Annotated in this window: 13 protein-coding genes and 1 riboswitch; of the genes, 8 read left to right on the forward strand and 5 right to left on the reverse strand. The window is 54.3% G+C overall.

Features of this window, described 5'->3' with window-relative positions; genetic code table 11:
- Positions 1-73: 73 nt before the first annotated feature.
- Positions 74-196, reverse strand: a riboswitch (TPP riboswitch).
- A gap of 50 nt (positions 197-246) precedes the next feature.
- Complete coding sequence (locus tag SK38_RS23245; protein WP_003826892.1) at positions 247-735, reverse strand: Rsd/AlgQ family anti-sigma factor; 489 nt, start codon at positions 733-735, stop codon at positions 247-249.
- Positions 736-831: 96 nt separating this feature from the next.
- Between SK38_RS23245 and nudC the strand changes: the two genes are divergently transcribed.
- The 6 genes from nudC (at position 832) to SK38_RS23275 (ending at position 5,197) form a co-directional block, all read left to right on the forward strand.
- A complete protein-coding gene (nudC, locus tag SK38_RS23250) occupies positions 832-1,605 on the forward strand; it encodes an NAD(+) diphosphatase (RefSeq protein ID WP_003033074.1) in 774 nt (257 codons plus the stop codon).
- A 50-nt stretch (positions 1,606-1,655) separates the two neighbouring features.
- Positions 1,656-2,720, forward strand: coding sequence for a uroporphyrinogen decarboxylase (gene hemE / locus SK38_RS23255; protein WP_048237130.1), 1,065 nt, complete (start codon positions 1,656-1,658; stop codon positions 2,718-2,720).
- A gap of 9 nt (positions 2,721-2,729) precedes the next feature.
- On the forward strand, positions 2,730-3,410 hold the full coding sequence (gene nfi, locus SK38_RS23260; RefSeq protein ID WP_048237131.1) for a deoxyribonuclease V: 681 nt from the start codon (positions 2,730-2,732) through the stop codon (positions 3,408-3,410).
- A 33-nt stretch (positions 3,411-3,443) separates the two neighbouring features.
- A complete protein-coding gene (locus SK38_RS23265; RefSeq protein WP_003842015.1) occupies positions 3,444-4,034 on the forward strand; it encodes a YjaG family protein in 591 nt (196 codons plus the stop codon).
- Between the two features lie 186 nt (positions 4,035-4,220).
- Positions 4,221-4,493, forward strand: a complete 273-nt coding sequence (gene hupA / locus SK38_RS23270; RefSeq protein ID WP_001044509.1) for a nucleoid-associated protein HU-alpha — start codon at positions 4,221-4,223, stop codon at positions 4,491-4,493.
- A gap of 11 nt (positions 4,494-4,504) precedes the next feature.
- The gene (locus tag SK38_RS23275) at positions 4,505-5,197 is read left to right on the forward strand and encodes a DUF1481 domain-containing protein (RefSeq protein ID WP_032945667.1); all 693 of its coding nucleotides are present in this window, start codon (positions 4,505-4,507) and stop codon (positions 5,195-5,197) included.
- Between the two features lie 61 nt (positions 5,198-5,258).
- On the opposite strand, the gene zraP is transcribed toward SK38_RS23275, so the two are convergent.
- Complete coding sequence (gene zraP, locus SK38_RS23280) at positions 5,259-5,702, reverse strand: zinc resistance sensor/chaperone ZraP (RefSeq protein WP_032945657.1); 444 nt, start codon at positions 5,700-5,702, stop codon at positions 5,259-5,261.
- 18 nt (positions 5,703-5,720) lie between these two features.
- Positions 5,721-5,909, reverse strand: coding sequence for a hypothetical protein (locus SK38_RS23285; RefSeq protein WP_048237132.1), 189 nt, complete (start codon positions 5,907-5,909; stop codon positions 5,721-5,723).
- Between the two features lie 57 nt (positions 5,910-5,966).
- Here SK38_RS23285 and zraS point away from each other — a divergent pair, with 57 nt between their 5' ends.
- The gene (gene zraS, locus SK38_RS23290; protein WP_048237133.1) at positions 5,967-7,352 is read left to right on the forward strand and encodes a two-component system sensor histidine kinase ZraS; all 1,386 of its coding nucleotides are present in this window, start codon (positions 5,967-5,969) and stop codon (positions 7,350-7,352) included.
- A gap of 5 nt (positions 7,353-7,357) precedes the next feature.
- On the forward strand, positions 7,358-8,683 hold the full coding sequence (gene zraR, locus SK38_RS23295; protein WP_048237134.1) for a sigma-54-dependent response regulator transcription factor ZraR: 1,326 nt from the start codon (positions 7,358-7,360) through the stop codon (positions 8,681-8,683).
- Here zraR and purD read toward each other — a convergent pair.
- On the reverse strand, positions 8,680-9,969 hold the full coding sequence (gene purD, locus SK38_RS23300; protein WP_048227505.1) for a phosphoribosylamine--glycine ligase: 1,290 nt from the start codon (positions 9,967-9,969) through the stop codon (positions 8,680-8,682). The two genes, zraR and purD, sit on opposite strands and share 4 nt — an antisense overlap.
- 15 nt (positions 9,970-9,984) lie before the next feature.
- Positions 9,985-11,574: a bifunctional phosphoribosylaminoimidazolecarboxamide formyltransferase/IMP cyclohydrolase gene (gene purH / locus SK38_RS23305; protein WP_008787105.1), complete on the reverse strand. Its 1,590-nt coding sequence runs from the start codon at positions 11,572-11,574 to the stop codon at positions 9,985-9,987.
- Between the last annotated feature and the right edge of the window lie 518 nt (positions 11,575-12,092).

The following is a 12,092-nucleotide window of genomic DNA, read 5'->3' on the forward strand; positions in this document are numbered from 1 at the left end:
AAATAAAAGTAAGGATATGGCTTGTCAGACGACGGATGAAGCAAGAGAGAAGCTCGCCCGGGGGCGATGCTATTGTAGATTGACTCTTGTTCCCTTCGCAGGTTTTAACCTGATCAGGTTCCGCGGATCCCGAATTAACGGTCTCAGCCTTTTCCACTCATGCTGCTGTGGAAAATAAGCACTCCGACAAGAAGTAACCTCAGTAAAGAGGTAATGAATGTAAACTACGCGTTAATGCCGTAAATCTCAAGCATGACGTTTGAGAGTGCTACTCTCGTGCATTGCGTCAAATACCAGCATGATCAGCTTATCTTCCAGCACGAATCGGGCTTCCAGTGCCTCGCCGAGATCCGATAAAACCTGTTGAAATTCAAGGAAGTTATCATGATCAATCGCCGTTTCCAGGCTGGAGTCATAGTAGTCCATGATCAGCTGCGTATTGGCTTCCAGCAGCGGCCAAATTTTTGTGGCTTTTAAAAGCTGCCCGTTCCCTTCCAATTTATGGAGAATACGTTCATAAATACTGAAGTGTCCGGTGGAGAGGTAATCGACCAGGCTCTGACAAAAATCATCCAGCGCTTTTTCATTGAGTCGCATGTACGATTCTTTGCCAGGCTTAATGCCAACCAGATTGTAGTAAGCCACGAGCAGGTGCTTACGTACATGTAGCCAGCGATCAACCAGTTTATTACTTCCTCCGACGTGCTCCGTCAGGCTTTCCAGCTGGTTTAGCATGATTGACTCCGCAAGATGGTGTTTAGGAACTGCTCACCCGTAAATGTAAAAATAATGTAAACAACATGCCTGTGAAGCAAAGGTTGCGCAAGAGATATGGATCGTATAATTGAAAAATTAGATAGCGGCTGGTGGATCGTCAGTCATGAGCAAAAGTTATGGTTACCTCATGGCGAGCTACCTTATGGCGACGCAGCCCGTTTTGATCTGATTGGTCAGCGCGCGCTGCCAATAGGCGAGTGGGAAGGGGAGACTGTCTGGCTGGTGCAGCAGCAGCGTCGACACGATATGGGGTCGGTGCGCCAGGTCATTGACCAGGACGTTGGCCTGTTTCAACTGGCCGGACGCGGCGTACAGCTGGCGGAGTTCTATCGCTCGCATAAATTCTGCGGCTACTGCGGCCATCCCATGCACCCGAGTAAAACGGAGTGGGCGATGCTCTGTAGCCACTGCCGTGAACGTTATTACCCGCAAATTGCCCCGTGCATAATCGTCGCTATTCGCCGAGATGATTCCATCCTGCTTGCCCAACATGTTCGCCATCGTAACGGCGTGCATACCGTACTGGCAGGTTTTGTCGAAGTGGGCGAGACCTTAGAACAGGCGGTGGCGCGTGAAGTTATGGAAGAAAGCGGGATTAAGGTGAAAAATCTGCGCTATGTCACTTCTCAGCCCTGGCCATTCCCGCAGTCTTTGATGACCGCATTTATGGCGGAGTATGATAGCGGCGAAATCGTCATCGACCCGAAAGAGCTGCTGGAAGCGAACTGGTATCGCTATGACGACTTACCGCTCTTACCCCCGCCGGGTACTGTCGCGCGTCGATTGATTGAAGACACTGTGGCAATGTGTCGGGCTGAGTACGAGTAAAGAGCGAGTGGTGATACACTGATGGACTGACGCAATAAGGAACTGCAAAAATGACCGAACTGAAGAACGATCGTTATCTGCGTGCGCTGCTGCGCCAGCCCGTTGATGTCACTCCGGTATGGATGATGCGCCAGGCAGGCCGCTATCTACCGGAATACAAAGCTACCCGTGCCGAAGCGGGCGATTTTATGGCGCTGTGCAAAAATGCCGAGCTGGCCTGCGAAGTCACGTTGCAGCCGCTGCGTCGCTATAAACTTGATGCCGCGATCCTCTTCTCGGATATCCTGACGATCCCGGATGCGATGGGACTCGGGCTGTATTTTGAAGCAGGAGAAGGTCCACGCTTTACCTCTCCGATTACCAGCAAGGCTGACGTCGACAAACTGCCGATCCCGGATCCGGAAGATGGGTTGGGGTACGTGATGAACGCGGTGCGTACTATCCGCCGTGAACTGAAAGGCGAAGTGCCGCTGATCGGCTTCTCCGGTAGTCCGTGGACGCTGGCGACCTACATGGTTGAAGGCGGCAGCAGCAAAGCCTTCACCGTGATTAAAAAGATGATGTACGCCGACCCTAAAGCGCTGCATCTGCTGCTTGATAAGCTGGCGAAGAGCGTCACGCTGTACCTGAACGCGCAGATCAAAGCGGGTGCGCAGTCGGTGATGATTTTCGACACCTGGGGTGGCGTGCTGACCAGTCGCGACTATCAGCAGTTCTCTTTGTACTACATGCACAAAATCGTTGATGGCCTGCTGCGCGAGAACGAAGGTCGTCGCGTACCGGTGACGCTGTTTACCAAAGGCGGTGGTCAGTGGCTGGAAGCGATGGCGGAAACCGGCTGTGATGCGTTAGGTCTCGACTGGACCACTGACATTGCCGATGCGCGTCGTCGTGTAGGTCATAAAGTGGCGCTCCAGGGCAATATGGATCCGTCCATGCTGTATGCGCCGCCAGCCCGCATCGAAGAAGAGGTGGCGACAATTCTGGCCGGATTCGGTCAGGGTGAAGGGCATGTCTTTAACCTGGGCCACGGCATTCATCAGGACGTCCCGCCAGAACATGCGGGTGTCTTTGTGGAGGCGGTACATCGGTTGTCCGAACAGTACCACCGCTAAGGAGTTATCATGGATCTCGCGTCATTACGCGCGCAGCAGCTTGAACTGGCTTCTTCAGTGATCCGCGAGGATCGTCTGAAGAACGATCCGCCGGATCTGATCGGCGGGGCGGACGTTGGGTTTGAGCAGGGTGGCGAAGTGACGCGAGCCGCGATGGTCTTACTGAAGTATCCCACGCTTGAACTGGTCGAATACAAGGTGGCGCGTATCGCCACCACCATGCCCTACATTCCCGGTTTTCTCTCCTTTCGTGAAACTCCCGCGCTGATGGCCGCCTGGCAACTGCTCTCGCACAAGCCAGATCTGCTGTTCGTTGATGGTCATGGCATTTCTCACCCGCGTCGTCTGGGCGTGGCCAGCCATTTTGGTCTGCTGGTGGATGTCCCGACGATTGGCGTGGCGAAAAAACGGTTGTGCGGCAAGTTTGAATCGCTCGCTGCTGAACCTGGTGCGCTAGCGCCGTTGCTGGATAAAGGCGAACAACTGGCATGGGTCTGGCGCAGCAAAGCGCGCTGTAACCCGTTGTTTATTTCCACGGGCCACCGCGTGAGTATGGACAGCGCACTGGCGTGGGTTCAACGCTGTATGAACGGCTATCGTTTGCCGGAACCCACACGCTGGGCAGATGCAGTGGCATCCGAACGCCCGGCTTTTACTCGGCTTGCAGCAAAAACGCCCCATATCGGGTAAACTGCGGCTAATTTCCGTATTTGAGAACTCATCATGTTACAAAATCCGATTCACCTGCGTCTGGAGAAGCTGGAAAGCTGGCAGCACGTCACGTTTATGGCCTGTCTGTGCGAACGCATGTACCCAAACTACGCCATGTTCTGCAAGCAAACTGAATTTGGCGATGGACAGATTTACCGCCGAATTCTGGATCTGATTTGGGAAGCGCTGACGGTTAAAGACGCGAAAATCAATTTCGACAGCCAGCTGGAAAAATTTGAAGAGGCCATTCCTTCTGCAGACGATTACGATCTGTACGGTGTTTATCCGGCGATTGATGCTTGTGTGGCATTAAGCGAACTGATGCATTCGCGTCTTAGCGGTGAAACGCTGGAGCATGCAATCGAAGTGAGTAAGGCTTCGATTACGACGGTTGCGATGCTGGAAATGACTCAGGCTGGTCGTGAAATGACCGATGAAGAGCTCAAAGAAAACCCTGCCGTTGAGCAAGAATGGGATATTCAGTGGGAAATTTTCCGACTTTTAGCCGACTGTGAAGAACGCGATATTGAGCTGATAAAAGGGCTGCGTGCAGACCTGCGCGAGGCTGGCGAGAGCAATATTGGTATAAATTTTCAGCAATGACACCACAAAACGTGATTTAACGCCTGATTTGTCGTGCCTGAAGGCTTCCCATCCGCCCCCGGTCTGGTCTACATTTGGGGGGCGAAAAAAAGTGGCTATCGGTGCGTGTATGCAGGAGAGTGCTTTTCTGGCATTTCCGTCGCACTCGATGCTTAGCAAGCGATAAACACATTGTAAGGATAACTTATGAACAAGACTCAACTGATTGATGTAATTGCAGACAAAGCAGAACTGTCTAAAACACAGGCTAAAGCTGCTCTGGAATCCACTCTGGCTGCTATTACTGAGTCTCTGAAAGAAGGCGATGCTGTACAACTGGTTGGTTTCGGTACCTTCAAAGTGAACCACCGTGCTGAGCGCACTGGCCGCAACCCGCAGACCGGTAAAGAAATCAAAATCGCCGCAGCTAACGTACCGGCATTTGTTTCTGGTAAAGCACTGAAAGACGCGGTTAAGTAATTCGCGTGGCAGTGAACAGTTTTAACGAAGGGGCGGTTTCGCCCCTTTTGTCCATCTGGCGTCATACGCTTTGGCTTTCAGGTGTTCTGTTACTGTCTGCCTGCGGTAGCCATTCTGAGCTTCCTCCTTTCACGGCCAGCGGCTATGTTGGCGATCAGGGGGCGGTACGCATTTGGCGTAAAGACTCCGGTGACGATGTTCACTTGCTCTCGGTATTTAGTCCGTGGCGTAAAGGCGAAACCACTACCAGTGAATACCGCTGGCAGGGTGATTCGCTCTCTCTGATAGAACTCAACGTTTACAGTAAACCGGCTGAACATGTCCGTATACGCTTCGATGACCGGGGCGAACTGAGCTTCATGCAGCGTGAAGTCGACGGGCAAAAGCAGCAGCTTTCCAGCGATCAAATCGCGCTTTACCGCTATCGTGCCGATCAAATTCGCCAGACCAGCGATGCGCTGCGTCAGGGACGGGTGATATTGCGTCAGGGACGTTGGCATGCGGATAACACGGTCACAACTTGTGAAGGTGAAACGCTGAAGCCAGACCTGGAGTCGTGGGCGATAAACCATATCGAGCGCCGCCAGAGACATTCATCCGTAGAGGTGAGTGTGGCATGGCTGGAAGCGCCCGAAGGGTCGCAGCTACTGCTGGTCGCCAATGAAGATTTTTGTCACTGGCAGCCTACAGCCAAAACTTTCTGAAAACCTGAATACAGGAAATCAGCAGGCCTGATCCGTATAGCGTCATCAGGCATTAAGTCTTTTACCAGTGGCCCATTCCCATATGGCCGCCGCCGCGATGGTTACCGCCACCGCCGCATCCGCCGTAGCCCATTCCCGCGCCACGTGGCACGCCAGCCTGCGCCATTGCGACATCACGTTTAACGCGCTGCTCGTCCAGAGACTGATTCAACGCTTCCATCTCTTTTGCAACGGCGTTAATTTTTGCCGTGTCCGGAGAGCTGGCCGTTAATAGTGCATTGTACTCATAACGTTTGGATGTCAGCTGTTGGCGCAACGCGCTGGTCTGGGAATAATAATCATCATAGATTTTCTGTGCGGCAGCCTGCTGCTCAGCGGTCATTGGCGTACCGCCCCGTTGCTGCATTCCATCGCCATATCCCCAGTGATTCTGTGCCAGTACAGGGGTGGAGCCAAGTGCGATAAGAGAAAGTGCAATCAGTGCCAGTTTGTTGTTCCGTTTCATCGTTCGTTCTCCTGTTGGTTAGCTTACATTCCCTTTTGCATCTTCCGTGCCAAAGCGGTAATCCCAGTCCTGCGGGTGTTGTACCCGCCGTCTTTGCAGGGAAACGAGTAAAAATGACTCGCCAGAACGCGCCAGCGAGTCGTTTTTACCCGTTACTTTCAGCTGTTTGTGTCTGAGGGCAGGGTTATCAGGGGGAAAAAATGGCATGATTTCTGCTGTATACCTGCAACGATGAAAGGAACAAGCGGGGTGAAGGGAGAGCGTATGCGTCTTTATAAGGATACGGTGGCAAAGTGGTTGAGCCGACTCTTGCTGGCGGCAATCCTGGTTTTGGTCGGCTGGTTTTCGATTATGACCATTCGGGACTATGGGCGGGAAAGTGGTGCCGCGCGGCAAACGCTACTGGAAAAAGGCAGCGTGCTCATTCGCGCTCTGGAGTCTGGTACGCGCGTAGGCATGGGGATGCGCATGCATCATGCCCAGCAGCAGACGCTACTGGAGGAAATGGCTGTACAGCCTGGCGTGCTATGGTTTGCTGTCGTCGATGAGCATGGTGTCATTATTACCCACAGCAATTCCGCGATGGTCGGCAAAACGCTCTATTCATCGGATGTCCTGCGACAGCTTAGTCCTGGGGAGCAAGAAAGCTGGCGGAATATTGAAATTCCAGCGAGGGATGGTGAAAAAACGCCAGCACTGGAAATTTATCGCCAGTTTCAGCCGATGTATGGTCCAGGACGCCACGGCATGGCGCGCTGTGCCAGTAATGACGGGCAGCTTATCACCCCAGCACAAACCATATTTATCGCCTTTGATGCCAGCGATTTGACAGCGACTCAGGCAAGGGAGTGGCGTAATACACTGATAGTCCTCTCTGCGCTGGCGGCTGTGTTGCTGGCCACCGTGCTGACGTTCTTCTGGTATCAGCGCTATCAGCGCTCGTACAAAGAACTTCAGGATGCGATGAAGCGTAAAGAAAAACTGTTAGCACTCGGTCATCTTGCGGCTGGGGTGGCACATGAAATTCGTAACCCGCTTTCATCGATCAAAGGGTTAGCGAAGTATTTTGCCGAGCGAACCCCGGCAGGAGGCGAGTCGCATGAGCTGGCACAGGTGATGGCGAAAGAGGCGGATCGTTTAAATCGGGTGGTGAGCGAGTTGCTGGAGCTGGTGAAACCTGCACATCTGACGCTGCAACAGGTGGATCTCAATGAGGTTATCACCCACTCATTACACCTGGTGAGTCAGGATGCGGCAAGCCGGGAAATCCAGCTCCGCTTTTCGGCCAATTCTACGCTGCCCGCTATCCAGGCCGATCCTGACCGACTGACTCAGGTTTTGTTGAATCTGTATCTGAACGCCATTCATGCGATTGGTCGTCAGGGCACGATTACGGTTGAAGCGAATGAAAGCAGCGGTGAACGCGTTAAAATTGTGGTTACCGATACTGGGAAGGGGATTGCGGCGGAACAGCTGGAGGCCATTTTTACGCCTTACTTTACGACCAAAGCCGACGGAACCGGTCTCGGGCTGGCGGTAGTGCAGAACATTATCGAACAGCACGGTGGCACCATTCAGGTGGCAAGCGTTGAGGGCAAAGGCGCGACCTTTACCCTTTGGCTGCCGACCAAAGCGAAACAACAGGATTAACAAGGATGACGCGCGGAAAAATCAATATTCTGGTGGTAGATGACGATATCAGCCACTGCACCATTTTACAGGCGCTGCTGCGCGGCTGGGGTTATGAGGTCGCGCTGGCCTATAGCGGGCGAGCGGCGCTGGAACAGGTGCGCGAACGCGTATTTGATTTAGTGCTGTGTGATGTACGCATGGCGGAGATGGACGGCATCGCAACGCTGAAAGAGATTAAAGCGCTGAATCCGGCGATTCCAGTCTTGATCATGACGGCGTTCTCCAGCGTGGAGACTGCCGTTGAAGCGCTTAAAACCGGGGCGCTGGACTACTTAATCAAGCCGCTGGATTTTGACCGTCTGCAGGAGACGCTGGAAAAGGCGCTGGCGCATACGCGGGAAACGGGCGCTGAACTGCCATCGGCGTCGGCTGCGCAGTTTGGCATGATTGGCAGCAGTCCGGCGATGCAGCAGTTGCTCAACGAAATTGCGATGGTTGCTCCTTCGGATGCGACGGTGCTTATTCACGGAGACTCCGGTACGGGGAAAGAGCTGGTGGCCCGGGCGCTACATGCCAGCAGCGCCCGTCGCGATAAACCGCTGGTGACGCTCAACTGCGCGGCGCTTAATGAATCGCTGCTGGAGTCCGAACTTTTTGGTCACGAGAAAGGGGCGTTTACCGGGGCGGATAAACGGCGGGAAGGTCGCTTTGTGGAAGCCGATGGCGGCACGTTATTTCTTGATGAAATCGGTGATATTTCACCGCTGATGCAGGTACGTCTGCTGCGGGCTATCCAGGAGCGAGAAGTGCAGCGTGTTGGTAGCAATCAGACTATTGCGGTTGATGTCCGGCTGATCGCCGCCACGCATCGTAATCTGGCCGAGGAAGTCAGTGCCGGGCGCTTTCGTCAGGATCTCTACTATCGCCTGAACGTCGTCACCGTTGAAATGCCAGCGCTGTGCCAGCGCCGGGAAGATATTCCGCTGTTAGCCGAACATTTTCTCCAGCGTTTTGCCGCGCGTAACCGTAAAGCGGTGAAAGGATTTACTCCGCAGGCGATGGATCTGCTGATCCACTACGACTGGCCGGGCAATATTCGTGAGCTGGAAAATGCGATTGAGCGCTCGGTGGTGCTGCTGACGGGAGAATATATTTCCGAACGCGAGCTGCCGATGGCGATTGCCGCGACGCCGATAAAAACGGAATTCAGTGGCGAGATCCAACCGCTGGTGGATGTCGAAAAAGAGGTGATTCTGGCGGCGCTGGAAAAAACGGGCGGCAATAAAACGGAAGCCGCCCGTCAGTTAGGCATTACGCGTAAAACGCTGCTGGCGAAAATTTCGCGTTAGCGTTGCTCGCGTTCAATGGCGCGCCAGCCGATGTCGTTACGGCTGAAGCTGCCATCCCAGCGGATGTCGGTCATCAGGGCGTAAGCGCGTTTCTGCGCTTCAGCCACGGTATGACCCAGGGCGGTGGCGCACAGCACGCGACCGCCGCTGGTCAGCACGCGATCGTCTTCGGCGAGTTTAGTGCCTGCATGGAACACTTTTCCGTCTTCTACTTCTTCCAGCGGCAGACCGTGGATTTCATCTCCGGTGTTGTAGTTACCTGGATAACCTCCGGCAGCAATGACGACACCCAGCGAGGCGCGTTCGTCCCACTCGGAGGTTTTTTCATCCAGCTTGCCGTCGCAAGCGGCCAGGCAAAGCTCCACCAGGTCCGATTTCATGCGTAGCATGATCGGCTGGGTTTCCGGGTCGCCGAAGCGGCAGTTGAACTCGATAACCTTCGGATTGCCCTGTTTGTCGATCATCAGACCCGCGTACAGGAAACCGGTGTAGGTATTCCCTTCCGCCGCCATACCTTTTACGGTTGGCCAAATAATGCGTTCCATGGTGCGCTGATGCACTTCATCAGTTACCACCGGCGCTGGTGAGTAAGCACCCATACCGCCGGTGTTCGGGCCAGTGTCGCCGTTGCCTACGCGTTTGTGGTCCTGGCTGGTGGCCATCGGCAGCACGTGCTCGCCGTCGACCATTACGATAAAGCTCGCTTCTTCGCCGTCGAGGAACTCTTCGATCACGATACGGTGGCCCGCATCGCCAAAAGCGTTACCTGCCAGCATGTCATGAACGGCGGCTTCTGCTTCCTCCAGCGTCATCGCCACGATAACGCCTTTACCAGCAGCCAGGCCGTCAGCTTTGATGACGATCGGCGCGCCTTTCTCACGCAGATAGGCCAACGCTGGCTCAATCTCAGTGAAGTTCTGATATTCCGCCGTCGGGATCTGGTGACGGGCGAGGAAATCTTTGGTGAAGGCTTTGGAGCCTTCCAGCTGTGCAGCACCTTCGGTTGGCCCGAAGATCTTCAGGCCAGCGGCGCGGAACGCATCGACCACGCCAATCACCAGCGGCGCTTCCGGACCGACGATGGTCAGGTCAATTTTCTCGTTCTGGGCAAAGCTCAGCAGAGCTGGAATATCGGTGACGCCGATAGCCACGTTCTGCAGTGCTGGTTCCAGTGCGGTGCCCGCGTTACCTGGTGCAACAAAAACGGTATCAACCAGCGGGGACTGTGCGGCTTTCCAGGCCAGGGCGTGCTCGCGCCCGCCGTTGCCAATCACTAATACTTTCATCGTCTGCTCCGTGGATTAATGGCGGAAGTGGCGCATGTCGGTAAAGATCATCGCGATACCGTGTTCATCGGCAGCGGCAATGACTTCATCATCACGGATAGAACCACCTGGCTGGATAACGCAGCTCACGCCAACGGCGGCGGCAGCATCAATACCATCGCGGAACGGGAAGAAGGCGTCAGAGGCCATTGCAGAGCCTTTCACTTCCAGACCTTCGTCAGCCGCTTTAATCCCGGCGATTTTTGCGGAGTACACGCGGCTCATCTGGCCTGCGCCTATGCCGATAGTCATGTTCTCTTTGGCATAAACAATGGCGTTGGATTTCACGAACTTGGCGACTTTCCAGCAGAACAGTGCATCGCGCAGCTCTTGCTCGGTCGGCTGACGTTTGGACACCACGCGCAGTTCGCCTTCGCTCACCATCCCCAGATCCCTGTCCTGAACCAGCAAACCGCCGTTAACGCGTTTGAAGTCCAGGCCCGGTACACGTTGTGCCCACTGACCGCAGGTCAGAACGCGAACGTTCTGTTTGGCGGCGGTGATTTTCAGTGCGTCTTCGGTTGCGGACGGGGCGATGATCACTTCCACGAACTGACGGGAGATAATTGCCTGCGCGGTTTCGGCATCCAGTTCGCGGTTGAAAGCGATGATGCCGCCGAACGCGGAGGTCGGGTCGGTTTTATAGGCGCGGTCGTAAGCGTCGAGAATAGAGGTACTTACCGCCACGCCGCACGGGTTAGCGTGCTTAACGATCACACAGGCTGGCTCGCTGAACTCTTTCACGCACTCCAGCGCCGCGTCGGTATCGGCGATGTTGTTGTAGGAAAGCGCTTTGCCCTGTACCTGCTGGGCGGTGGCAACGGACGCTTCTTTAACATTCTCTTCTATATAGAAGGCAGCCTGCTGGTGGCTGTTCTCGCCGTAGCGCATATCCTGCTTCTTAATGAAGTTCAGGTTCAGCGTACGTGGGAAACGACCGGCGGCCTCTTTGCTCTCACCGTGGTAAGCCGGAACCATGCTGCCGAAGTAGTTGGCAATCATGCTGTCGTAGGCGGCGGTGTGTTCGAAGGCTTTAATCGCGAGGTCAAAGCGGGTTTCCAGAGTCAGGGAGCCTTCGTTGGCATCCATCTCTTTAATAATGGCGTCGTAGTCGCTGCTCTTCACAACGATCGCTACGTCTTTATGGTTCTTGGCTGCGGAACGCACCATGGTCGGGCCGCCGATATCAATGTTCTCTACCGCATCTTCCAGCGAGCAGCCTTCGCGTGCCACTGTCTCGGCGAACGGATACAGGTTTACAACCACCATATCGATAGGGGCGATACCGTGCTGTTCCATAATTCCGTCATCCTGACCGCGACGACCAAGAATGCCGCCGTGGACTTTCGGATGCAGGGTCTTCACGCGTCCATCCATCATTTCCGGGAAGCCGGTGTAATCGGAAACTTCGGTCACTGGCAGACCTTTCTCCGCTAACAGGCGCGCAGTGCCACCTGTAGACAGCAGCTCCACACCACGTGCGGAAAGTGCCTGAGCGAATTCGATGATACCGGCCTTGTCAGAAACACTGAGCAGAGCGCGGCGGACTGGACGACGTTGTTGCATGGTAAATCCCCTGGATTTGACTATTACAGAGAGCGTTAGGTGAATTCTTGGCTAAAAACTCAGCTAACGCCCCTTACGGGGCATCCTTGTTTTGCGGGGGCATTGTAACGAAAACGTTTGCGCAACGCTCGCGAATTTTTAATTTTCGATTTTGACCTCTCCTTTTTCTGTTGAAGGAGGCTGATATAACGAGAGGATCGTAGAAACGATCGTGTGGTTGTGGATAACTCTGTGTGTAAATGGGTATAAAGCGGGGTTTCGCTGTGGAATGCAGCAGTCAGTCATTTTTCTGTCATTTAAGGGTTGCGGGCCGCAGGAAACTCCCTATAATGCGCCTCCATCGACACGGCGGATGTGAATCACTTCACACAAACAGCCGGTTCGGTTGAAGAGAAAAACCTGAAAATGAGGGTTGACTCTGAAAGAGGAAAGCGTAATATACGCCACCTCGCGACAGAGCGCTAAAGCGCGTCGCAACTGCTCTTTAACAATTTATCAGACAATCTGTGTGGGCACTC

The sequence above is a fragment of the Citrobacter sp. MGH110 genome (genome assembly GCF_001037515.1).
GTDB classification, from domain to species: domain Bacteria; phylum Pseudomonadota; class Gammaproteobacteria; order Enterobacterales; family Enterobacteriaceae; genus Citrobacter; species Citrobacter portucalensis.